This window comes from Pseudomonas sp. Irchel 3A5 (assembly GCF_900187575.1).
GTDB lineage: Bacteria > Pseudomonadota > Gammaproteobacteria > Pseudomonadales > Pseudomonadaceae > Aquipseudomonas > Aquipseudomonas folii.
In genome coordinates this window covers 92,055-115,156 of record NZ_FYDU01000010.1, presented here as the reverse complement: position 1 = coordinate 115,156, position 23,102 = coordinate 92,055, and the positions used below count along the sequence as shown (strand labels likewise).

Here is a 23,102-nt window from a genome sequence, read left to right as displayed (position 1 = left end):
TAATCAATAATGAAGTGCGGCACCCACGTTCTTTTTCAACAGGTCCTGATAGAGCTCTGCGTAAGGCTCTACCGCTTGGTGCCAGTTAAACGGGGCTGCCATTGCCCGGCAACGCATGGCGTTGATCAGTGAAGGATTGGAGAACACCTTGAAGGCGCGGTTCAATGCTTCTTTGTAGCTTTCGACCGTTGACTCGTTGAACAGGAAGCCTGTCACGCCGTCTTCAATGGTGTCAGCGAGGCCGCCGGTGTTGCGGGCGACCGGCAGAGAGCCGAAACGCTGAGCGTACATCTGGCTCAGACCGCACGGTTCGTAACGCGACGGCATCAACAGGAAGTCACTGCCTGCAAACATGCGGCGGGCATCGGTTTCGTTGAAGCCGATACGGACACCTATTTTCCCGGGGAAGCGTTCTGCCAAAGCGCGCATGGCGTCTTCTTCTTCTGGCTCCCCGCGACCGATGATTGCGATCTGGCCACCATTGTTGACGATGTGTTCGGCAACACCGATGGTCAGGTCCAGACCCTTCTGGTAGACCAGACGCGAAACGACTGCGAACAGCGGGCCACTGGACGGCTCAAGCTCGAACAATTCACGTACGTGGTCGGCGTTGATTTCCTTGCGCTGCCATTCATTCGGCGCGAAGTGGCAAATCAAATGCTCGTCAGTGGCTGCGTCCCAACTGGCGTCAATGCCGTTCGGGATACCGCTGAGCTGACCGCGATTGGCTTTATGCTGCAGGAAACCTTCCAGACCGCAACCGAACTCGGGGGTGGTGATTTCCTTGGCATAGGTCGCGCTGACCGTGGTGATGTGGCTGGCGTAAGCCATACCCGCCTTGATGAAGGAAAGCTTGCCGTAGAACTCCATGCCTTCGGCGCTCAACGCTTCATCCGGAATGCCCAGTTCGCGGGCAGACGCGGTGCTGACAGTGCCTTGATAAGCCAGGTTGTGAATGGTGAAAATGGTCGGTGTAGTCTGTCCGCGCCACTTCATGTAAGCGGGAGCCAGACCCGCAGGCCAGTCGTGCGCGTGAACCAGCTCGGGACTCCACTGGGTTTTTACCGCGCCCGCCGCGAATTCAGCGGCAGCCAGGCCCAGACGGGCAAAACGAATATGGTTGTCGGACCAGTCACGTCCCTGATTGTCGGCGTAAGGCGTACCTTCGCGCTCATACAATTCCGGGCAGATCAGTACATAAATCACCAGGCCGTCCTTCATGTCCATCCGGCCAATCTTGCAAGGCGGCAGCGCTGCATGGCCACCCAATTGGCTGATGACATGAATTGGATTGCCACTGTTAAGGACTTGCGGGTAGCCGGGAATCAGCACGCGGACGTCGTGCAGGTGGCGCATGGCTCGCGGCAGCGCGGCAGAAACATCACCCAGTCCCCCGGTTTTCACCAGGTCAGCCAGCTCGGAAGTCACAAACAGGACTTTACGTCTGTTGCTCGACACGATCATGGGCTGTGTAGCGGCAGGCAGTTGCAGCATTGGAACGCTCGTCGTAGCGAAGACCGGCAGATGAGTCAGCTCGCTGGCCGGCTGGTTAAAACTCTCTCCCTTCTGGGTTTTGACAGCGGCGCTAATCATCGATTTCTCCCCATTCAATACAGTATCGGTACTGCATCAGATTTGTTATTGGCCATGTCCTATGGCCGGACACACAAGCACTACGCAAGATCAGTACCCATTTACTGTTTGCGTTCTTCACGGACAGACAGGTATTGCTAAAAAGTGCAGGCTCAGCCATCAGCATAGGCGCTGTTATCAGATGACCTGTGCGTTCATTGGAAAGTTTCGACTTTTTTTGTGGGAAATGTCTGGTCTGGGCTTCAGAGCCTGATTACAGGGGGGTGAGATCACCCGTTATGTGTGGCGAAATGCCGCACTGCGCTATGTTAGAGCGATAAAAAACACCATGGGGCAGGCGAATGACCGGCCGTCGGATTGTTGGACGATAGCGCGTTCAGGCTTAAGACGCGGGGATGGGAGGAGCCTGCATAGGGCAGAAATAATCTCCTACGACGACCTCGGCCTTTTATTGGTGCGTATGGCGCTATTTCATGGGGCAACCGTGGGTATTTCCTGATCTCAATCCGAAACATTTTCATGTGCGGCGATATAGAATCGGCTAACCGGCTCGATTCGAGTCCGGCACATTCATGATTATGCAGTTGTATAGAGGATGTAATGGATAGCCCTGAAGTTTTGGTACTGCAAGCCAGCTACACCAATCCGGTGCATGCGCAAGCGATCGGCTTCATGCTCAATCAGTACGCTGAAGATGTCATGGGAGGTGGTACATCATTATCGCTTGATGCCCAACAACAACTGGCCATCGAACTGGCCAAGCGCCCCCATGCATTCAGCGTCCTGGCATTCATCGCTGGCGAGCCGGTAGGGCTGGTCAATTGCTTCGAAGGTTTTTCAACCTTCCAGTGTCGGCCACTGGTCAACATTCACGATGTTGCAGTGCTGGGCCAGTATCGCGGTTTGGGTATCAGCCAGAAGATGCTGGCGAAAGTCGAAGAAATCGCCCGCCAGCGTGGCTGCTGCAAGCTGACCCTCGAAGTGCTGGAGGGCAATCTTATTGCTCAGGGTGCCTATCGAAAACTTGGCTTTGCCGGCTATGAACTGGACCCGCAGATGGGCAAGGCCATGTTCTGGCAGAAGACGCTTTAATCGCGGTAAACCTTCACCGGGGTTTAACGTTAGATAAGAGTGTCTGGTCGGAGATTTTGAGGTAGAGCTCCCCAGAAGCCAAACCTGGAAACGAGTGGTTCTCAGGGGGTGCCGCACTGTCTCATGTAAAGCGCCAGCCTTGTAGGAGACTCCTGTGTCCCTGATACCGCGTTCTTGCCCAGCAAAAATGGGACACTCCTGCAGAATACGTTTCAATTCCAGCAGGCGTTGCTGTGTTGAAACTCGAATTTAGAGTGGTTCTTAAGATAGATAACAAAGGAATTCGGAGGAGGGTGCTGCCAGGGGCAAGCCGACTGATAGGGCTTGCCGCTATTCGTCATGCTGCGTTGCTCGGAGGCAACGAGTGTATGGGGCTCAGGCTTGAAGGGCGTTGCTGCTGATCATCAGCTGGGATTGTTGCAGCATGAGGCTCAAATGAGCGACCTTGCTCAGCAACTGTTCGCGCTCTTCTCTAAGCTGGCGCAGTTCGTCACGACGGATAGTGACATAGAGAGTTTGTGGTGCGGTTGCCGGTAGTACAGTGCCCATTGCTCACCTCGCAAATGGCGGATTCAACATGAAAGGTCCTGGCAAATGACTATCGATCCCCGACTCGCCTCTGCTTACCTCTCTATCGGCCACAATTCTGATTTCTTTTGCGCAAAAATGGAACTTTTTTATTTTGGAGGGTCGCGAACGTTTCTTGTTCGTGATTGTGCCTGTTTTTATGGTGGTGTCCATTAGCCACCCTGTAGGCCCCGCAGTGACTGGGTTTGCGCGAATCTGCAGCTTTAAAAATCATGCTCATGGCTGGCTCACAACGAAGTGAGCTGTACAATGAGGTAACATTTTTTTGTTTTATCGCGAATTACGGAGCACCAGCATGCAACTTGGAATCATCGGACTGGGCCGCATGGGCGGCAATATTGCAAGACGCCTCATGCTCAATGGCCACACCACCGTGGTTTACGACCGTGATGAAGCGTCTCGCAGCGCCCTCGCCAAGGAAGGGTCGACTGCGGTAGCCGATTTGCCCGCGCTGGTAGCCGCCATGGACAAGCCGCGCGCCATCTGGGTCATGCTTCCAGCAGGTGAGCCAACTGAAGAAACCATCAATGTCCTGAGTGATCTGCTTGATGCAGACGACGTGATCATTGACGGCGGCAACACCTTCTATAAAGACGACGTTCGTCGTGCTCAGGCGCTGACGGCCAAGGGGCTGCATTACGTCGACGTGGGCACGTCCGGCGGCGTATGGGGCCTTGAGCGCGGCTATTGCATGATGATTGGTGGCGAAGCTGACGTAGTCACGCGCCTCGATCCGCTTTTCGCGACCCTGGCCCCAGGCATGGGTTCGGTCGAGCGCACCAAGGGCCGCAATTCTGCCGATGACCGTGCGGAGCGCGGTTACATTCACGCAGGTCCGGCCGGATCAGGTCACTTCGTGAAGATGATTCACAACGGTATCGAGTACGGCATGATGCAGGCCTTTGCCGAAGGCTTCGATATCCTCAAGCAGAAGAACTCGGAAAACCTCCCCGTCGAGCAACGCTTCGATCTGAACATGGCTGATATCGCCGAAGTCTGGCGTCGCGGCAGCGTAGTCTCCTCCTGGCTGCTGGACCTGACTGCCGATGCGCTGGCAACTGATCCGCAACTGGACGCTTATTCCGGTGCTGTGGCGGATAGCGGTGAAGGGCGCTGGACGATCGAGGCTGCCATGGAGCAGGCCGTTCCTGTCCCGGTGCTTTCCAGTGCGCTGTTTGCCCGTTTCCGTTCGCGTCAGAAGAGCTCTTACGCAGACAAGATGCTCTCGGCAATGCGCTTTGGCTTCGGCGGCCACAAGGAAGGTCCTAAATAATGGGGCTATCGCGCAGCAATACCCGGCAAACGCCTGAAGTTGCGCCACCTACCACGCTGTTCCTGTTCGGTGCCCATGGGGACCTTGTAAAGCGCCTGCTGATGCCGGCGCTGTACAACCTGAGCAGGGACGGTCTGGTTGATGAAAACCTGTACATCGTCGGCGTTGACCACAACGCGATCAGCGATGCGGATTTTGCGAAAAAGCTCGAGGATTTTATTCGTCAGGAAGCAGCCAGCAAGGTTGCTGATGACGGTAAGGATCCTCTGGATCCCGAGCTGTGGAGCAAACTGGCTGGCCGGATCAGCTATGTACAGGGCGACTTCCTTGATGACTCCACCTACGGCGATATCGCCGGCAAAATCAAAAGTACCGGTACCGGCAATGCGGTGTTCTATCTGGCAACCGCGCCGCGCTTCTTCAGTGAGGTTGCCACGCGCCTCGGGTCTTCGGGCCTGCTCAATGAAGCGGCCGGCCAGTTTCGCCGGGTAGTCATCGAAAAGCCTTTTGGCTCGGACTTGCCCAGCGCTGTCGCACTCAATGAATGCTTGCTCAAGGTCATGACCGAGAAGCAGATCTACCGTATTGATCACTACCTGGGCAAAGAAACGGTACAGAACATTCTGGTCAGCCGCTTTTCCAACGCCCTGTTCGAATCCTTCTGGAACAATCACTACATCGATCACGTTCAGATCACTGCCGCCGAGACGGTGGGGGTGGAGACACGTGGCAGTTTTTACGAAAACACCGGTGCATTGCGGGACATGGTGCCTAATCACCTGTTCCAGCTGCTGGCCATGGTCGCCATGGAGCCTCCGGCAGCTTTTGGTGCCGATGCGGTTCGCGGCGAGAAGGCGAAGGTCATCGGCGCGATTCGTCCGTGGTCTGAAGAGGAGGCACTGGCCAACTCCGTGCGCGGTCAGTACTCGGAAGGCAGCAGAGAGGGTTCTGATGTGCCGGGTTATCGCCAGGAAAACAAAGTTGATCCGGCCAGTACCACTGAAACCTACGTGGCGCTCAAGGTCATGATCGATAACTGGCGCTGGGTCGGCGTGCCGTTTTACTTGCGGACCGGCAAGCGCATGAGCACGCGCAGCACCGAGATTGCGATTTGCTTCAAGCCTGCGCCTTATGCGCAGTTTCGCGACACCGAAGTCGACCGTATCAAGCCTAATTACCTGCGCATCCATATCCAGCCCAATGAAGGCATGTGGTTTGATCTGTACGCCAAGCGGCCCGGGCCGACCTTGCAGATGGAAGATATTGAACTGGGCTTTGAATACAAAGACTTCTTCGAGATGCAGCCATCGACGGGCTATGAAACCTTGATCTATGACTGCCTGACCGGTGACCAGACCCTGTTCCAGCGTGCCGACAATATTGAAAACGGTTGGCGTGCTGTGCAGCCCTTCCTGGATGCCTGGCAGAAAAATCCTCAGGTCGAGCTGTATCCCGCAGGGGGCGATGGACCTGCTTCTGCGGATGCATTGCTGGGCAAAGACGGTCGAGAATGGCGGGATATCAATGCCTGAAGTACAGACACCGCAAGTTCGCTTCGTACTTTCCGATATCGATGGGACTTTATTGCGTCCCGACCACAGCTTGAGCCAGGCGACTGTCGACGCGGTTGCCAGATTGCGCGATGCCGGAATCCTGTTCACCGTGGCCAGCAGTCGTCCGCCGCGTGCCATGCGCGAACAGATCGAAGCCCTGGGCGTGGATCTGCCGACCGCAGGCTTTAACGGTGCAAATATCGTTGCCCCGGACGGCAGCGTTCTGGTTGCCTATCGCATTGACCCGGTCGCCGCACGGACATGCATCGAGCTGTTCTCCGGATATGCCGTAGCTGTTTGGGTATTCGCCGATGATCAGTGGTTCCTGATCGATCCGCAGGGGGATTACGTCGAGCACGAACGTACGACGCTCGGTTATGAACCGGTTCAGGTTGAAAGCTTCGAGCCGTGGCTGGATCGCGTCGACAAGATCGTCGCCGCCAGTACCGATTTCGAACTCCTGAAGCAGCTCGAAACAACCCTCAACCCGATGATTGCTGGTCAGGCCTTCGCCGCACGTTCGCAGCTTTACTATCTGGATGTGACTGCACTGGATGCCAACAAAGGCAATGCACTGGTCACGCTAGCCGGGCAGTTGGGCGTCGATATGGCTCATACCGCTGCCATCGGTGATGGCGGCAACGATGTCGCGATGTTCCTTAAAGCCGGGTTTTCAGTTGCCATGGGGCAGGCTGAGGAGAGCGTTCGCGATCAGGCCGATGTCGTTACCGGCAGTAATCAGGAAGATGGAGTCGCCAGCGCCATTGAGCGCTACATGCTGCCGCGCTGAACGGCAGTTGATGTTCCCCCGATGATGGAAGCTGTTCATGGCTGCATTGATCGAAGACTACGCATTGCTCGGCAATTGCAAAACGGCCGCGCTCGTCGCCCGAGATGGCTCGCTGGACTGGCTGTGTTTCCCGCGATTTGATTCACCGGCCTGTTTTGCCGCGCTCTTGGGTGACGTCGATAACGGACGCTGGAAGCTTGCCCCCAATGAGCCTTTGATCAGCACCGAGCGGCGTTATCGGGAGGGCACCCTGATTCTTGAAACGCTGTTCGAAACCGCTACCGGGCGCGCCATGCTCATTGACTTCATGCCGCCGGGCGAGGGTAGCCATGTGGTCAGGATGGTCGTCGGTCTGAGTGGGCAAGTGTCTTTCGAAATGGACCTTGCGATTCGCTTTGACTACGGCAGCAGTGTGCCATGGGTCGAAAACAAGGGCGGGAAGACGCTGACAGCGGTGGCAGGCCCGGAAATGCTGGTGCTGCGTGCCCCTGAACCCTTGCGCGCATTTGATCATCACACCGGCTGCCATTTCCAGATTGCTGAAGGTCAGCGCGAAGCGTTTGTCCTGACCCATCAGGCGTCCTTTGAAGGCCTCCATGACGCCATCGACGCTGAATCGGCGCTGGCCGAGACCGAATATTTCTGGCTTGAATTTTCCGAGCGCTGTCCTGACGTCGGACCTTGGACGCAGCAGGTCAAACGCTCGTTGATTACCTTGAAGGCAATGACCTATCAGCCTACGGGCGGTATTGTCGCGGCGGTCACCACGTCGCTGCCCGAACAACTGGGCGGTGAACGCAACTGGGATTATCGGTACTGCTGGCTGCGTGATGCGACGATGACGCTGCTGGCGTTCATGAATCTCGGCTTCTTCGAGGAGGCGGCCGCCTGGCGCGAATGGTTGATGCGCTCGGTGGCGGGTAATCCTGAGCAGATCCAGATCATGTATGGGCTTGGGGGTGAAAGACGACTGCCAGAGTTCGAGTTGCCTTGGCTCAATGGCTACGAAGGCTCGCGCCCGGTGCGGATCGGCAACGGTGCCGCTACGCAGATGCAGCTGGATGTCTATGGCGAAGTCGCCGACGCCATGATTCAGGCCATTAAAGGTGGTTTGCCCAGGCCGCCCCGCAGCATCGCGATTTCACGCGTGATAATGCCGTTCCTGGAGAAAGTCTGGCACATGCCTGACAAGGGCATCTGGGAGATTCGTTCCGAGCCGCGCCATTTTACCCACTCCAAAGTCATGACCTGGGTGGCCTTTGACCGCAATTCGAAGCTGCTCGCGGAGTCCGCACAAACCGAAGAAGAGCGGGCGCTGGCGGTTCATTACCGCAAGGTCGCTGATGAAATTCACGCGGATGTCTGCCTCAACGGTTACGATCCGAATGTGGGCAGTTTCACCCAGACCTACGGTTCCTCAGCGCTGGATGCCAGTTTGCTGCAGATTGCGCTGACCGGTTTTCTACCGGCCGATGATCCGCGAGTGGTTGGCACGGTTGCGGCCATCGAGAAGCATCTCATTCAGGACGGTCTTCTGTTGCGTTATGACACCGAGCGCAGCGTTGACGGTGTAGCCGGTCATGAAGGGACATTCCTGGTGTGTTCGTTCTGGCTCGCGGATGTCTACGTGCTCATGGGCCGTGAGGAGGAGGCCGCGGCGTTGTTCGATCGTCTGTGTGGGTTGTGTAATGACCTGGGGTTGCTCGCCGAGCAATACGACCCTCGGGAAAAGCGCATGCTGGGCAATTTCCCTCAGGCGTTCAGCCATATAGGCATCATCAATACCGCGCTTAACCTGCACCGGGTGGTTTGCCCCGTCAAATCACGCGCTGCCAATGAGCCTGCGGCCCGCTAGCCTAGTAGGCGCGCCTGAAGGTGAAGTTGATTCGTTGCTCGCCCAGCAACGGATGATGACCGGGCTTGATTGGCAGGACACCATGAAAGCGCAGTCGGTCTTCGCCACCCCAGACCACGACGTCGCCATGCAGCAGCGCTACGCGTTGGGTCTTGTCACTGCGCTGGTGGCCGCCAAAGAGAAAGATCGCGGGCAACCCTAGAGAAACCGAAACCACCGGCCATTCGTAGTGCGTTTCGTCTTTGTCCTGATGCAGGGACATCTTTGCCCCAGGGACGTACTGGTTGATCAGGCAGGCGTCGGGAGCAAAACCCGGAAAACCGCAGACATGGGCGGCACGCTGCGCCAGTTCCATGAATGCCGTGGGAATCTCCGGCCATGGGCGTTGGGTTTGCGGATCGGTTGGGGTGTAGCGATAGCCGCTGCGATCAGTCATCCAGCCAAAGCTGCCACAACTGCTCAAGGCTGCCGACATGGTGAAACCACCCGGCGTCACCATGTGCCGGAAGGGGGCTTTGCTGAGCGTGTCTTCCAGGGCGGGCAACAAGCGCTCAATATCCGCCAGCGCAAACCCGCGCAACACCCATGAGCAAGGGCCGATCTGCTCCATGGGGTTGCTTTGCATGGGCTCCTCAGCGAACAGGTCGAAGGTGATCGGCGTCGTGCTTTGCCGCTTCATGGAATTGGGATTCCTTCAAAGTGCCGTAGGCGCTGCCAAAGGCTGCGAAGCATTCATTCTGATACACCGCCATCGCAGCCTTCGGCAGCGCCTACAGGTGCAGTGTTTACCGCCCTTGAATATCTTGCGCCACTTGGATCAGTAGCGGAATCACAGGGCCTTACTGACCTTCACATCGCTAATGACATCGCCGCTATCACCGTGCATCTTCTCCAGAGCGCTTCTTGCCTCTTCGGCAGATGCGGACTGTAATTGAGCGAATTCAAAGCGGCGTTCGCCATTGAGTTTGTAGCTCACTGCGTATTTGGTGGTTCGTGGGGCAGGCGTGTTCACGTTGGCTCCTGATTTGCGGGTATTGATCAGCTCAGTCGGGACGTCGAACGACGAACGATTTTGATCGAATGCGTGAAATTGGTCTTGCGCCCACCATTGGTATCCATTTTGCGCCCGGCAGTATCAATGGTGATATTCCAGAACCCAGTGCTCGGAACGGCGATTTTGGCCGGAAACTTGTCGAATGCACCGCCGTGATAGGTATGACGGCCACCGTTTTTGAAGGTCCGGAAGTTCGAGTCATTCATCAGGCGGATGTTGCAGAGCTGAGAACACTCAATGACGACCAGATCGTCTTCATTGAGGTGCTCGCGCTGGTGTACGAATTTCATGGGTGTCTCCGGCGGTAAGGCTTTTTTCGAAAATCAAAACGATAACATGGTGCAGGTCGGCATTTATCGGCGATTCAGGGTTTATTGCAATCATCTCGCTAAAAACGACTTTATACGGGATTTAATTCACGTCAGGCTTGTCGTAGGACTTTTACCGGGAGGATTGTATGAAATTGGCTGTCGTAATTTTGGCTCTGGCGATGACTGGCTGCGCCACCGTCGCAGATATCGAACATTCCCCAGCGACCATGAACGTGATGTCTGGCAAAACTCCGAAGGAATACACCGACTGTTTCGTCGGCAAAATTGCTGACAGCCGCAAGCCGCCGCTGATCGAGCCTCATCATGATGGCTTGCGGGTAATCGTTGCGCAGAAATTCAGCAAAGATCCTGCAGCGATTCTGGATGTTGAAAACCGCTCAGGTGGCAGCACGATCAAGGTCTACGAGCGGTTGTCCAATATGCCGATCCGGCCCAAAGACGTACAGCATGCTGCGACGTTCTGTATTTCGGGTTAAGCCTCTTTACTTGCACACAACCAGCACGCTGCGGTTCTTGTAGTTGCCCACGTCGACCCCGAGAGTCTTGTCGCTTTCGGGAGGCTGTGGCGTGCCGTCGGTACCGACGATTTCATAGCCGGTCCCGGCGCAGGATGCATCTGCTTTTTCATAGCAGCTCGCCCATGACATCGCTTCGCCCGAGCAATCGATGTTCAAGCCCTGTCTGCCGTTTTTCAGGTATGTGTTGGAAGCGGTTGCACAGCCAGTAAGGCCCAGTACAGCAATAATGGACAAAACTCTGATCATGTCTTTGTACTTCTTCAGGATAAGCGGGGGAGTAGGTTCAAGGTTCTGGTGCTATGACTGATCTAGAGAGCCATCGTTCCGACATCATTCTATGCATCGCAAGCAGGGGTTGTTTTCAGGTCCGTCGGCGCGCAGCTTTTGGCTGATCCTGCAGGACGGCTGCCACTTCAACAGCAGCCTCTTCGCTGGCAAATGGACCCGCGATGGCTTCGCCTTCAGCCGAACATGCCCACCATTGGCCATCCTGGAGTTTTTTGATCAGGTAACCATTTATGTTTTTTACTTGTGACATTGCAGCGGTCTCGCGGTTGGCTATGCAGGTGCGCATCATAAAGCGTCAGTTGCGTGGCTGTCTCCTGCGCTTTGCCTTGAGATAATTCCTACGCGTCAAATCGCGTTCGGCTACGCTTGCATGGGGTTTCGGGCACTTGCTTAAACGACCGGATCTGTTGATCAGAACAGGGGTTTTTCGTAGGTAGGAAGTCGATGGGGTTTGTACGAAACCGGATACTCAACGACGCTTTGATGTTCTTTAAATCTACAATCGAGCGGAACTATCTGCTCGGGGATTCCTCTACCATGGCATCGAAAGGCCAGAGGCGTGCCATTGTAAGGTGATCGCCGCCTGATTAGACTGCGCCGCTAACGCCAACAGCCCTTATAAAGGACTTTTATGATCAAGAAATGCTTGTTCCCCGCAGCCGGTTACGGCACTCGCTTTTTGCCAGCGACCAAAGCCATGCCTAAAGAGATGCTGCCAGTGGTCAACAAGCCACTGATCCAATACGGCGTGGAAGAAGCTCTTGCTGCAGGCCTTAACGAAATCTCCATCGTCACCGGTCGCGGCAAGCGCGCGCTGGAAGACCATTTCGACATCAGCTACGAGCTGGAAACCCAGATCAAGGGCACCGACAAGGAAAAATACCTGGTTGGTATCCGTAAGCTGATCGACGAGTGCAGCTTTTCCTACACTCGCCAGACCGAAATGAAGGGTTTGGGCCACGCGATCCTCAGCGGCCGCCCGCTGATCGGTAACGAAGCATTTGCCGTCGTGCTGGCGGATGACCTTTGCGTCAACCTCGACGGCGAAGGCGTCCTGGCGCAGATGGTCAAGCTGCACAAGCACTATGGCTGCTCTATCGTTGCAATTCAGGAAGTCCCTGCCAACGAAACGCAGAAATATGGCGTTATCGCGGGCGAAGAAATCAAGCCAGGCCTGTTTCGCGTCACTGACATGGTTGAAAAGCCGAAGCCTGAAGATGCGCCTTCCAACCTGGCGATCATTGGTCGTTACATCCTGACTCCGGACATCTTCGCCAAAATCGAAGCGACCGAGCCAGGCAAGGGTGGCGAAATCCAGATCACCGATGCTCTGATGAAGCAGGCTGCAGAAGGCAACGTGCTGGCTTACAAATTCAAAGGCACCCGCTTTGACTGCGGCGGCGCCGAAGGCTACATCGAAGCGACCAACTTCTGCTTCGAGCACTTCTACAAGAAAGGCAGCTAAGCACCTGAGATCTTTTCAGACTTGCTTGCAGGACAAGGCCACCTTCGGGTGGCTTTGTCGTTTCTGGCTGATATGCTGTAGCTCTGCTTAGGAGATTTGCATGGCTTACGACTTCGACCTTTTTGTAATCGGTGCCGGTTCCGGCGGTGTGCGCGCCGGACGTTTTGCTGCTGGTTTTGGTGCGCGTGTGGCAGTGGCCGAGAGCCGTTACCTGGGCGGCACTTGCGTCAACGTAGGCTGTGTGCCGAAAAAGCTGTTGGTTTACGGCGCGCATTACGCTGAAGATTTCGAGCAGGCAAAAAGCTTTGGCTGGACGACGGGCGAGCCCGGTTTTGATTGGCAAACGCTGATTGCCAACAAGGATCGCCAGATCCAGCACCTCAACGGCATTTATCGCAACCTGTTGGTCAACAGTGGAGTGACGTTGCTTGAAGGGCATGCCGCGCTCAAAGGGCCGCACGAGGTTGAAATCAACGGCCAGACCTACAGCGCTGAACATATTCTGATTGCCACCGGCGGATGGCCGCAGATGCCGGATATCCCGGGTCGCGAGCACGCCATTACCTCCAACGAGGCGTTTCATCTCAATCAGCTTCCAAAACGTATCGTGGTTGTCGGAGGCGGGTATATCGCGGTCGAGTTCGCCTCGATTTTCCATGGCCTTGGCGCCGACACCACGCTGATGTATCGCGGCGAGATGTTTCTGCGCGGTTTTGATGGCAGCGTGCGCACCCATCTGCACGAGGAACTGGCCAAGCGCGGCATGGACGTGCAATTCAATGCGGACATCGAGCGCATCGAAAAGCTGGCCGACGGCAGTCTCCAGCTATTTCTCAAGAATGGTCAGCAGGTGAACACCGACTGCGTGTTCTATGCTACCGGGCGTCGACCCATGCTTGATAACCTTGGGCTGGAGCACGTTAACGTCAAGCTCGATAAGAAAGGCTTTGTCGAGGTTGATGAAAACTATCAAAGCAGCGAGCCGTCGATTCTGGCCATCGGTGACGTGATCGGTCGTGTGCAGCTGACGCCGGTGGCGCTGGCTGAAGGTATGGCTGTAGCACGACGTCTGTTCAAGCCTGAAGATTACCGGGCGGTGGAATACACGCATATTCCAACTGCCGTTTTCAGCCTGCCCAATATTGGCACTGTCGGCCTGACTGAAGAAGATGCCCGCAAGGCGGGGCATGAAGTGCGCATCTTCGAAAGCAGCTTCCGCCCGATGAAGCTGACGCTGACCGATAATCAGGAGCGGACGCTGATGAAGCTGGTGGTCGATGCCAAAACAGATGTGGTACTCGGTTGCCATATGGTCGGTCCGGAGGCAGGTGAGATTATCCAGGGCTTGGCTATTGCGCTGAAAGCCGGTGCCACCAAACGCCAGTTTGACGACACGATCGGGGTACACCCGACACTGGCTGAGGAGTTCGTCACCATGCGCTCACCGGTGGATCGTTAGGCACTGGTTGTACACATGATTTGATGCCCGGGATTCAGGATGAAGGCCGGGCTGATTACACTTTCCAGGAAGGACACCCGCGATGAGCAGTCAATTTTTTTGGGCGGCGATGCCATTGACTTTCGACGAGCAAGATATAGGTTCCATGCGCAACATTGATGCGTTGCTTGAGAGTGAGCGGCAGTTTCGCAGCCTCGCTGACAATATGAGTCAGCTGGCATGGACAGCGGATTCTGCCGGCAACATCTATTGGTACAACGAGCGCTGGTATGCCTATACCGGAGCATCCCTCGAAGCCATGCGCGCATTGGGCTGGCGTTCAGTGCATCATCCTGACCACGTCGCCCGGGTGACGGCGCGGCTGATGCATTGCTTTGCAACCGGTTCGATCTGGGAAGACACATTCCCGTTGCGTAGCAAGGATGGTGCATACAGCTGGTTTCTGGCGCGGGCGTTGCCGATTCGTGATGAGCATGGGCATATCACGCACTGGCTCGGGACTCACACCGATATCACCGCGCAGGTCAATGCTGAAGAAGCCCTCCGTGAGCTCAATGAAAGCCTTGAATTACGAGTAGCTGAGCGTACTCGCGAGCTGGCCAGTATCAATGAATTACTGCAGATCGAAATGGCCGAGCGTGAGCAGGCTGAAGAAACACTGCGTCACGCACAAAAAATGGACGCCATCGGCCAGCTCACTGGTGGTATCGCCCACGACTTCAATAACATGCTCACCGGCGTGCTGGGTGCGCTGGATCTGATGCAGCGGCGCATTGCCGCTGGCCGTAGCGGTGAAATCGATCGCTACATCACGGCCGCCATGACCTCTGCCAATCGGGCTGCCGCCCTGACTCATCGTTTGTTGGCTTTTGCTCGTCGACAATCGCTGAACAATAGCGCTGTCGATGTCAATCAGATGGTGACGTCTATGCAGGAGCTGTTGGCGCGAACCATCGGGGAGAGTATCGAGCTGTGTATCGAGCTCAACGATGGCCTGCAACTGACCAGTACAGACGAGCATCAACTGGAAAACGCATTGCTCAATCTGGTCATCAATGCCCGTGACGCGATGCCTGATGGCGGTCAACTGACCGTGTCCAGCGAGCACGTCAGTGTTGAGGGGCGGGCGAGCGAGATTTCAGCGGGTGATTATGTTCGCCTGAGTGTCCGCGATACCGGTTCAGGCATGTCTGACGATGTTCTGGATCGCGCTTTTGATCCTTTCTTCACCACAAAACCGATTGGGCAGGGCACCGGGCTGGGTTTATCGATGGTCTACGGTTTTATCAAGCAGACTGGAGGTCATGTCCTGATCGACAGCGCTGAGGGGCAGGGTACGGCGGTTCACCTTTACTTGCCTTGCCACCAGGACCTGGGTGAGCGCAGTCCGGTAGTCATCGATGGGCCGGAGGCGCCGCGCGCGGTCAATGGTGAGTGCGTGCTGGTGGTTGAGGATGAAGAGCCGGTTCGGATGCTGATGGTCGATGTGCTGCAGGAGCTGGGATATTCAACCTTGGAGGCGGCCGACAGCAAGGCCGCCTTGCCTTGCTTGCAGGGCTCCAGGCGCATTGACTTGCTGGTCAGTGACGTGGGGTTGCCGGGGCTGAACGGGCGTCAGCTCGCTGAAATAGCCCGGCAATACAGACCCGGATTGCGTGTTCTGTTCGTGACCGGGTATGCCCCTGAAGCTCAGGTTCGTGGAGACTTCCTCGGGAGCGGAATGGACATGATGACCAAGCCCTTTACGGTCGATGAGCTGGGTTTACGGGTGCGAACCATGCTCGAGCAGCGTGATCAGGCCTGATCATTTGCGGGCTTTTGGCGGTAAGGGTTTTGGATCGGGTTTGGGTTTGGACTTCGCCTGAGTCGCTCGCAGGTTTTCAAGGGCAAGCTCGGTCTTGATCAATATCAATTCCACTACCCGGTTCTGCTGTAACTGATCGGTCAGTTGCTGACGACTGTCGACGCTTTCCTGTTGCGCAATACGGGCGCGTTCTTCAAGCAGGGCGCAGCGGGTTTCCGAGTGTTGGAGCTGTTCATTGGCACTCGCTGCCTGAGCTACTGCTTTGTCCAGTTGCTCATGTTGTATGCCCAGTTCGCATTGAGCGTTGCGGGTTTCTGCAAGCAGGCGCTCATTGTCCCGATTGAGTCGGGTTATTTCTTCCTGATGCTGCATGGCGACCTTCTTCGCCTGACGCAGTTCTGTTTCCTGCTCATCATTACGTCGCTGCGCTAGCTCGCGCTGCTCTTTTGCAGATTCGCGGGCGTGCAGATTGTTCTCTTCCAGTGAGCGGATTTGCTCGTCTTTTTCGGTCAGGCGCGTCGCCGCATCCTGATTGGCTTGAGTCAGCCGGGCGTTATTGGTTTGCTCGATCTGAAGTCGCTCGCGAGTGGCAAGGAGAGTGGCGGCTTGCTCCTTTAGTTGTTCGGTCTTGCGCTCCATTCGCGTGGTGATTTCTGCGAGCTGGTTTTGGGTCTTCAGTAATTCTTCCTGTTGCAACTGGCAGGTTGCGTCGAAGCGCGACCGGGCGTCATTGATGGTTTCTTGTGCCTGACCTTGCAAGCGGTGGGCGAGGCGGGTGACCAATTCAGTCAACTCATCGCCGATATCGGCCGGGGCTGTACCTGCCCGATCGGCGGCGTCCAGCTCTTTCAAATAGCGATGAATCGTGGTTTTAGAGCCCGTGTTGCCCATTTCGATACGTACCGAATCGATACTCGGGTGTTCACCACGGGCCATCAATGCCAGCCGTGCTGTCTGCACCAATGCCTTGTTAACGCCGCCCCGGGCCATTTCGTTCGCCTTTATTTCATACTGTGGTATGTACCCTGTAATTACATACTATTTTTGCTGTTATATCGAGTAAAGTTTTATTTGTCGCAGGAGGGCACGATCCATGCGAGGCCCCATTAGCGTCAGGCCAGACGGTGATCTCTCGACAGGTCTATCGTTATCGCGAGCAAGCTCACTCCTACAGGTTCAGTGCTTTTCAGACTGAAGGCGCGGCGTCTTTGATTTATGGGTATTTCATTTCCTTCTATTAATAAGCGCCCGTTATAGAGAAAACCAATCGACTGCATCAGGTTTGCCAATGAGCCTGTATAGGTCATTATGCGTAAGCTCACTTCCATCGAATCAACAACCCACTAGGAGATCCACCGATGCCTATCATCAACAGCCAGGTAAAACCGTTCAAAGCCACTGCATTCCAGAACGGCTCTTTCGTAGACGTGTCTGAAGCTGACTTCAAAGGCAAATGGTCTGTCGTCTTCTTTTACCCAGCAGACTTCACCTTCGTATGCCCGACCGAACTGGAAGACCTCGCTGACAACTACGCTGACTTCAAAAAGCTCGGCGTTGAAATCTACGGCGTGTCGACTGACACCCACTTTGCCCACGCTGCATGGCACAACACTTCGCCAGCCATTGGCAAAATCCAGTACCCATTGATCGGCGACCCGACTCACATCCTGTCCCGTAACTTCGACGTATTGATCGAAGAAGCTGGCCTGGCTGACCGCGGTACTTTCGTGATCAACCCTGAAGGTCAGATCAAAATCGTTGAGCTGAACGACGGCGGTGTTGGTCGTGACGCATCCGAGCTGCTGCGTAAAGTCAAAGCTGCTCAGTACGTTGCTGCTCACCCAGGTGAAGTTTGCCCGGCTAAATGGAAAGAAGGCGAAGCCACTCTGGCTCCATCTTTGGACCTGGTCGGCAAGATCTAAGCCGCATGCATCGGCTGGGGGCGCTGAGCTCTTGAGCAAGTAAACCGCATCGCCCCTAAAAAACGCCCGGGCGACCATCGCCTGGGCGTTGTTTTTTCTACTACAGCAAAAAAGGAATCGCCCGCATGTTGGACGCCAATCTTAAAGCCCAGCTGAAGTCTTACCTGGAACGGCTTACCCGTCCGGTGGAGATCGTCGCGTCCCTCGATGACGGCGCGAAATCCCAGGAAATGCTCGCGTTGCTCAATGACGTGATCAGCGTTTCGAAAGACATTACCCTCAATGACAGCGGCACCGACGTGCGTACCCCGTCGTTCTCGCTCAATAGCCCGGGACAAAACATCAGCCTGCGTTTCGCTGGCATCCCGATGGGCCATGAATTCACCTCGCTGGTACTGGCGCTGCTGCAAGTCGGCGGCTACCCGTCCAAGGCGAGTGCGGACACTATCGAGCAAATTCGCGCTCTTGAAGGCGATTTCACGTTCGAAACCTATTTCTCCCAGTCATGCCAGAACTGCCCGGATGTCGTCCAGGCGCTCAATCTGATGGCTGTGCTCAATCCGAACATCAAGCACGTTGCTATCGACGGCGCGCTGTTTCAGGACGAAGTCACTGATCGCCACATCATGTCGGTGCCAAGCATCTACCTGAACGGCGAGCTGTTCGGTCAGGGCCGCATGGGCCTGGAAGAAATTCTGGCCAAGATCGACACCGGTGCCGGTGATCGTCAGGCGCAGAAGCTCAACAGCAAAGACGCTTTTGACGTATTGGTGGTTGGCGGCGGGCCAGCGGGTTCCGCGGCGGCTGTTTACGCAGCCCGTAAAGGTATTCGTACCGGCGTGGCGGCTGAGCGTTTCGGTGGTCAGGTGCTGGACACCATGGCGATCGAGAACTTTATTTCCGTACAACACACTGAAGGTCCGAAGCTCGCCGTTGCCCTTGAAGAGCACGTCAAGCAATACGAAGTGGACATCATGAACCTGCAGCGTGCTGACCAGTTGATTGCTGGCAAAGACGGCGCATTGCACGAAGTGAAGTTTGCAAGCGGGGCAAGCCTCAAGGCCAAGACCTTGATCCTAGCCACGGGCGCGCGCTGGAGGGAGATGAACGTTCCTGGCGAGCAGCAATATCGCAACAAGGGCGTTGCTTACTGCCCGCACTGTGACGGTCCACTGTTCAAAGGCAAGCGTGTTGCCGTTATCGGCGGCGGTAACTCCGGTGTTGAAGCGGCCATCGATCTGGCGGGTATCGTGGCTCACGTCACGCTGCTGGAGTTCGATGTGCAGTTGCGTGCTGACGCGGTGTTGCAACGCAAGCTGACCAGCCTGCCAAACGTCACGGTCATCACTAACGCGCAGACCACCGAAGTCACCGGCGACGATCAGAAGGTTAACGGCTTGCGGTACAAGAACCGTGTGAACGGCGAGAAAGTCACCGTAGAGCTGGAAGGTATCTTCGTGCAGATCGGCCTGCTGCCTAACACCGATTGGCTCAAAGGCAGTATCGAACTGTCGCCACGCGGAGAAATCGTTGTGGATTCACGTGGCGAAACTTCCATTCCCGGTATCTTCGCTGCGGGTGACGTGACTACCACGCCTTACAAGCAGATCATCATTGCTCTGGGGGAGGGCGCCAAAGCTTCCCTCAGCGCTTTTGATCACTTGATCCGGACCTCCGCGCCAGCCTGAGTAATGTTCAGGTAATAAAAAAGGGCCTCATGATTATTCATGAGGCCCTTTTTGTTTCTGGCTTACAGCGGCGTTGGCTGGATGATTTCTACCCAGTAGCCATCCGGGTCCTTGATGAACGCCAGGCTGTTCATACGGCCGTCAGCCAGGCGCTTCTGGAAGTCCACGCCCAGTGCTTCAAAACGTTCGCAGGCAACATGCACGTCCGGCACGGAAATGCAGATATGACCGAAGCCGCGAGGATCAGCGTTGCCGTTGTGGTAGGCGAACGCAGGGTCTTTTTCGGTGCCATGGTTGTGGGTCAACTCAAGGATGCCCGGGATCGATTTCATCCAGACGTTACGAGCGGCGTCGTCTGCCGGAATCTGGCTTTTGTCCACCAGCGCCAGGAAGTACAGGCTGAACTCGGCTTCAGCAAAATCGCGTTTTTCAACCAGGCTGAAACCCAGCACACGGGTGTAGAAGTCCAGTGAAGCGGTGATGTCCTTGACCCTCAGCATGGTGTGATTGAACACGAATTGCCGGGTCGCAGCTTCCGGCTCTGCGGTCACGCCAGGGAAGGTATTAAGGTCTTGCAGGCTCATGGATATCTCCGGTTGAGGTCTTCTGTATGTGCAAATGATAAGGGGTCACTGGTGTCCAAGCCAAACCTGAGTGGCAATTGAAGTGCGCCGGGCCTTGTTCCTGAGGAGCCGGGCGGGCAGACTTCCATGCTTATGCACTTCGGTGATGGCTTTCAGGTACTTCGGTGACGCCGCTCATGATTGACCCGCGATACAGATATTCATTCATTGGTTTTTGCCTGGCACTGATTGCTGGTGGGGCTCATGCAAGCGACGCAGTGATCATCTGGCCCAGTGGATGGGAAGTCGAAGACATGAGCGCCGGGCAGTCCGGTTCAGTTCAGCCCTCGCCACAGTCCCGGCAGCGGGCTGCCAAAAATGATCAGGCGGGCAATCCTGTAATGGTCATGGAGCTGACCGAGTCGCGTCTGGCGTCCGGTCATCAGGTGAATGTCGAGGGTGTACTGCTGGAAATGCGCAAGGCCGTGCAGGTTAATTTTGCCCGCAGCGGTTTCCAAAGCGTGTGTACCCGTGTGCACCCCACGGAGCTGAGCAAGATTCCGGCAGTCGAGACGACATGCACGATCACTCAGAACGGGGTGCACGTGATGACTCAGACACTGGTGGCGGCTGCGACAGCCAGTACTGCGTGGTCACTGTCCTACGCAGGCTCTGCTGCCGGTTACGCGCAGACGAAGGACGAGGCTTTGCAGATCCGCAGCACGCTACGTCTGCAGGCGCAATGATCGGTGCAGAAACACGAATTTCAGACAAAAAGAAGCCCGCCGAAGCGGGCATTGGGGCGCTAATCCTTTAGCAGCCTCTATCTTGGGATACGGCCTGTGAAAAAATCGTGAATCTCGTGAGAAAAAACTGGAACGACCGTACTTATAAATATCAGAATATTCTGACAAGTTCGTATGATAAAGCTGGTTGTTATTAGCAATGATTGATGATTACGTTTGGCGATTCACGTTCATCATTATTGGTGATAGGTGGGGTATATAAATAGGTATCGGTGTCCCCACCGCTAACAGTAGTAGGTGCGATGGCAGCAGTGATGGCTGTCGAACTATATTGAACGATATTGAACCGCGGTCGAGTATCAGCAGTGGTTAACTCGGAAGAGTTATATCTGACGCCAGATAGTTGTCGCTCCAATAAAAGAAGCCCTGCAATGCAGGGCTTTTTCATGCGAAGAACTTGATCACGCGCGAAGCCATGAGTCGACGGTATCAACACCGTATTGCTCTTTCCATGACTTCAGACCGCGGTGGTTACCACCTTTGGTCTCGATCAGTTCACCGGTATGCGGGTTCTGATAAACCTTGACGACGCGCGCGCGACGGCGCTTGGGCCCCGCGGGGGCTGGCAGAGATGAAGAGCCTTTAGGGTCAAGGATCGTGATGATGTCGCGTAGACCCTTGTCGTAGGTGCTCATCAAAGCCTGGAGCTTCTGTTCGAACTCTATCTCCTTCTTCAGGCCCGCATCATTCTTCAAGGACTCCAGCTGAGCCAGCTGTTCCTGAAGGGCTTTTTCTGCTGCACGAAACTCTGCAAGTCTGGACAAATAACATACTCCAACGGTGAGTGGCTGTTACCAGCGTCACAAAACGATATGACAAGAACCAGGGCTTACACGCGTATTCGATCCTCCGTTGGGGAACCCAAACGCGTTTTTTTGTCCTGATGAAAGTGTGCGTCCTGTCGTTTTCGTTTCGGTGATAAAAGGTAGTTGTAATGTGTAGCGGGTAAATCATGCACTTTTTTTTTGACTTAGAAAATAGTTTTGATGCGATTAACCAGTCGCGTTGATGATTACAGTTGGTCGCGACGCTACTCATGTTGTCTTATCTGATGAAGCCAGCTGTAAGTTATTTCTGATATTAGACTGCCACAGAAATAGACTGGTCTTATGGTCAAATCACGTCTCAAGGCTGCAGTTTCTGCTATAGCCCCTGCTGTAGCGCGGGGTCGTCAGGGTTCTGCTGTTCAAGCCCGGCTTGTAGCACCTGAACGTTTTGCAACTGCCCGGTTTCCTTCCAGTATCGAATCAACAATACCCGAGCCTTGCGGTTGGCTGGCTGACGCTGGAGGATTTCAGCCAATTGTTTTTGTGCCGCTTCTAACTGTTCCAGATCGTGAAGCGCCACGGCCAGATCATAGCGGTAGTCGGTGTTGTCAGGCTCCAGCTCCACGGCCTTGGCCAGTGCCAGCAAGGCGTACTCAGTCTGGTCATGCACCAACAGCCACATCCCCAACGCATGCTGAAGCCTTGAGGAGTGCGGGTGTTGCACCAGAAGTTGTGCCAGGAGCTGACGTGCATGCTCGGCTTGCCCTTGCTGGTCGAGCTGATCGAGGTAGGCAATGGCCACATCCAGATTTTTCGGCTCGGAGTCCATTGCTGCCTTCAGCACCGAGAGTGCAGCAGCCTTTTCACCACTGTGGGCGAGCAAGCGCGCTAGTTGCAGTTGGTTCGTGCCCGTAGCGGGCTGCGCTTTGAGGTTGGTTGTGCAGAGATCGACGCTGTGTTGCAAGGCTGCGAAGTACAGGCCGAGTTCGTCTGGAGACAGGTCGAGCAGGGCCATGGTCGCAGCCAGGCGAACCGCCGCTTCGGGATCTTCAAGCAGGGGCCCTAACAAGATACTGCGCTTGCCGTCGGGGAGCATTTTTGTGGTCACTTCAATCGCTGCCTGACGGATGAGGACTGAGTCGCTCTGCAACGCAGCATCAAGCAGCTTGAGTGCCTGGGGGCTTGGGTAGTTGGCGAGTTCGGCCAGCAGGCTGGCGCGACGAATATCGGATAGGTCATTGCGGGCAAGGTGTTGGTAGAGGACCCTTGCAGCGCCGGGTTTCCCGTTGTGCGCCAGTTCCAGGGCCTCGCCGTAAGTCTGGCTGAGCACCGGGGGAGCAGGCGGGGTGGACCATTGACGTGTCAGGTAAACGACGCCGATCAATGCGATCAGGATTAACCCGCCGATCAGCGTTATACGGCGGCGGGCCAATGTTTTTGAAAAAAAGCCTCGAACAGGCATGGGCATACCGATATCCATTTCTTTACGACTTGCAGCTTCGTGGAGGGATAGCTTGGTGTCAAACGGTGTATGTTGAGTGATGGGTATCTATAGCTCTTCCATTTAGTGATTTATGGGTACATATCCGTTATCGCGTTATTGGCTTTTATTGGTTGCGCCCTTACGGCGCCTCACTTTTGAACAGCGCAAAAGTAAGCAAAACGCTCTTGCCCCATCACTCGGCCCCTCGC

Annotated in this window: 22 protein-coding genes and 1 pseudogene; 12 read left to right on the top strand and 11 right to left on the bottom strand. The window is 55.5% G+C overall.

Features of this window, described 5'->3' with window-relative positions; all coding sequences use genetic code 11:
* Positions 1-3: 3 nt before the first annotated feature.
* Entirely contained in the window at positions 4-1,593 is a 1,590-nt protein-coding gene (glgA, locus tag CKW31_RS17875; protein WP_095097880.1) for a glycogen synthase GlgA, read from the bottom strand.
* A gap of 600 nt (positions 1,594-2,193) precedes the next feature.
* Between glgA and CKW31_RS17870 the strand changes: the two genes are divergently transcribed.
* Positions 2,194-2,685 carry a GNAT family N-acetyltransferase gene (locus tag CKW31_RS17870; RefSeq protein ID WP_095097877.1) on the top strand — a complete coding sequence of 164 codons (492 nt, stop codon included), beginning with the start codon at positions 2,194-2,196 and terminating at the stop codon, positions 2,683-2,685.
* A 375-nt stretch (positions 2,686-3,060) separates the two neighbouring features.
* Here CKW31_RS17870 and CKW31_RS17865 read toward each other — a convergent pair whose 3' ends face one another.
* Positions 3,061-3,234 carry a DUF6026 family protein gene (locus CKW31_RS17865; RefSeq protein WP_095097874.1) on the bottom strand — a complete coding sequence of 58 codons (174 nt, stop codon included), beginning with the start codon at positions 3,232-3,234 and terminating at the stop codon, positions 3,061-3,063.
* Positions 3,235-3,568: 334 nt separating this feature from the next.
* Here CKW31_RS17865 and gnd point away from each other — a divergent pair, with 334 nt between their 5' ends.
* The 4 genes from gnd to CKW31_RS17845 are packed head-to-tail and all read left to right on the top strand — an operon-like array spanning position 3,569 to position 8,744.
* Complete coding sequence (gene gnd / locus CKW31_RS17860; RefSeq protein WP_095097871.1) at positions 3,569-4,546, top strand: phosphogluconate dehydrogenase (NAD(+)-dependent, decarboxylating); 978 nt, start codon at positions 3,569-3,571, stop codon at positions 4,544-4,546.
* Positions 4,546-6,078 (top strand): glucose-6-phosphate dehydrogenase, encoded by a 1,533-nt coding sequence (zwf, locus tag CKW31_RS17855; RefSeq protein ID WP_095097868.1) that lies wholly within the window; start codon positions 4,546-4,548, stop codon positions 6,076-6,078. Before gnd ends, zwf begins: the two co-directional genes overlap by 1 nt.
* Complete coding sequence (locus CKW31_RS17850) at positions 6,071-6,889, top strand: HAD family hydrolase (RefSeq protein ID WP_095097865.1); 819 nt, start codon at positions 6,071-6,073, stop codon at positions 6,887-6,889. Before zwf ends, CKW31_RS17850 begins: the two co-directional genes overlap by 8 nt.
* A gap of 37 nt (positions 6,890-6,926) precedes the next feature.
* Positions 6,927-8,744, top strand: a complete 1,818-nt coding sequence (locus tag CKW31_RS17845; RefSeq protein WP_095097862.1) for a glycoside hydrolase family 15 protein — start codon at positions 6,927-6,929, stop codon at positions 8,742-8,744.
* Between the two features lies 1 nt (position 8,745).
* Here the strand turns inward: CKW31_RS17845 and alkB are convergent, their stop codons facing one another.
* From alkB to CKW31_RS17830, 3 genes are all read right to left on the bottom strand, one after another.
* A complete protein-coding gene (gene alkB / locus CKW31_RS17840) occupies positions 8,746-9,423 on the bottom strand; it encodes a DNA oxidative demethylase AlkB (RefSeq protein ID WP_095097859.1) in 678 nt (225 codons plus the stop codon).
* 150 nt (positions 9,424-9,573) lie between these two features.
* Positions 9,574-9,756 (bottom strand): hypothetical protein, encoded by a 183-nt coding sequence (locus CKW31_RS17835; RefSeq protein WP_095097856.1) that lies wholly within the window; start codon positions 9,754-9,756, stop codon positions 9,574-9,576.
* A 26-nt stretch (positions 9,757-9,782) separates the two neighbouring features.
* Positions 9,783-10,088: a DUF1883 domain-containing protein gene (locus CKW31_RS17830; protein WP_095097853.1), complete on the bottom strand. Its 306-nt coding sequence runs from the start codon at positions 10,086-10,088 to the stop codon at positions 9,783-9,785.
* A 167-nt stretch (positions 10,089-10,255) separates the two neighbouring features.
* Between CKW31_RS17830 and CKW31_RS17825 the strand changes: the two genes are divergently transcribed.
* Complete coding sequence (locus tag CKW31_RS17825; RefSeq protein ID WP_095097850.1) at positions 10,256-10,606, top strand: hypothetical protein; 351 nt, start codon at positions 10,256-10,258, stop codon at positions 10,604-10,606.
* A 6-nt stretch (positions 10,607-10,612) separates the two neighbouring features.
* On the opposite strand, the gene CKW31_RS17820 is transcribed toward CKW31_RS17825, so the two are convergent.
* Positions 10,613-10,894 (bottom strand): hypothetical protein, encoded by a 282-nt coding sequence (locus tag CKW31_RS17820; RefSeq protein ID WP_095097847.1) that lies wholly within the window; start codon positions 10,892-10,894, stop codon positions 10,613-10,615.
* A 115-nt stretch (positions 10,895-11,009) separates the two neighbouring features.
* Positions 11,010-11,186, bottom strand: coding sequence for a hypothetical protein (locus tag CKW31_RS29870; RefSeq protein ID WP_176469911.1), 177 nt, complete (start codon positions 11,184-11,186; stop codon positions 11,010-11,012).
* Positions 11,187-11,567: 381 nt separating this feature from the next.
* Between CKW31_RS29870 and galU the strand changes: the two genes are divergently transcribed.
* The 3 genes and pseudogenes from galU to CKW31_RS17800 all read left to right on the top strand — a co-directional run.
* Positions 11,568-12,401, top strand: a complete 834-nt coding sequence (galU, locus tag CKW31_RS17810; RefSeq protein ID WP_095097841.1) for a UTP--glucose-1-phosphate uridylyltransferase GalU — start codon at positions 11,568-11,570, stop codon at positions 12,399-12,401.
* 100 nt (positions 12,402-12,501) lie between these two features.
* Positions 12,502-13,860 carry a glutathione-disulfide reductase gene (gene gorA, locus CKW31_RS17805; protein WP_095097838.1) on the top strand — a complete coding sequence of 453 codons (1,359 nt, stop codon included), beginning with the start codon at positions 12,502-12,504 and terminating at the stop codon, positions 13,858-13,860.
* Between the two features lie 145 nt (positions 13,861-14,005).
* A pseudogene (locus CKW31_RS17800) lies at positions 14,006-15,664 on the top strand (ATP-binding protein); the annotation flags it as partial.
* On the opposite strand, the gene CKW31_RS17795 reads toward CKW31_RS17800, so the two are convergent.
* The gene (locus tag CKW31_RS17795; RefSeq protein WP_095097835.1) at positions 15,665-16,654 is read right to left on the bottom strand and encodes a DNA-binding protein; all 990 of its coding nucleotides are present in this window, start codon (positions 16,652-16,654) and stop codon (positions 15,665-15,667) included.
* Between the two features lie 368 nt (positions 16,655-17,022).
* Here CKW31_RS17795 and ahpC point away from each other — a divergent pair, with 368 nt between their 5' ends.
* Together ahpC and ahpF are read left to right on the top strand one after the other, a co-directional pair.
* Complete coding sequence (gene ahpC / locus CKW31_RS17790; RefSeq protein ID WP_027902690.1) at positions 17,023-17,586, top strand: alkyl hydroperoxide reductase subunit C; 564 nt, start codon at positions 17,023-17,025, stop codon at positions 17,584-17,586.
* Between the two features lie 125 nt (positions 17,587-17,711).
* Complete coding sequence (ahpF, locus tag CKW31_RS17785; protein ID WP_095097832.1) at positions 17,712-19,274, top strand: alkyl hydroperoxide reductase subunit F; 1,563 nt, start codon at positions 17,712-17,714, stop codon at positions 19,272-19,274.
* 62 nt (positions 19,275-19,336) lie between these two features.
* Here ahpF and gloA read toward each other — a convergent pair whose 3' ends face one another.
* Entirely contained in the window at positions 19,337-19,858 is a 522-nt protein-coding gene (gene gloA, locus CKW31_RS17780; protein WP_095097829.1) for a lactoylglutathione lyase, read from the bottom strand.
* Positions 19,859-20,034: 176 nt separating this feature from the next.
* Between gloA and CKW31_RS17775 the strand changes: the two genes are divergently transcribed.
* Positions 20,035-20,583: a DUF4946 domain-containing protein gene (locus tag CKW31_RS17775; RefSeq protein ID WP_095098187.1), complete on the top strand. Its 549-nt coding sequence runs from the start codon at positions 20,035-20,037 to the stop codon at positions 20,581-20,583.
* Between the two features lie 461 nt (positions 20,584-21,044).
* On the opposite strand, the gene CKW31_RS17770 is transcribed toward CKW31_RS17775, so the two are convergent.
* Positions 21,045-21,407 carry a histone-like nucleoid-structuring protein, MvaT/MvaU family gene (locus CKW31_RS17770; protein WP_095097826.1) on the bottom strand — a complete coding sequence of 121 codons (363 nt, stop codon included), beginning with the start codon at positions 21,405-21,407 and terminating at the stop codon, positions 21,045-21,047.
* A gap of 379 nt (positions 21,408-21,786) precedes the next feature.
* Positions 21,787-22,878, bottom strand: a complete 1,092-nt coding sequence (locus tag CKW31_RS17765) for a tetratricopeptide repeat protein (protein ID WP_256582650.1) — start codon at positions 22,876-22,878, stop codon at positions 21,787-21,789.
* Positions 22,879-23,102 lie beyond the last annotated feature (224 nt).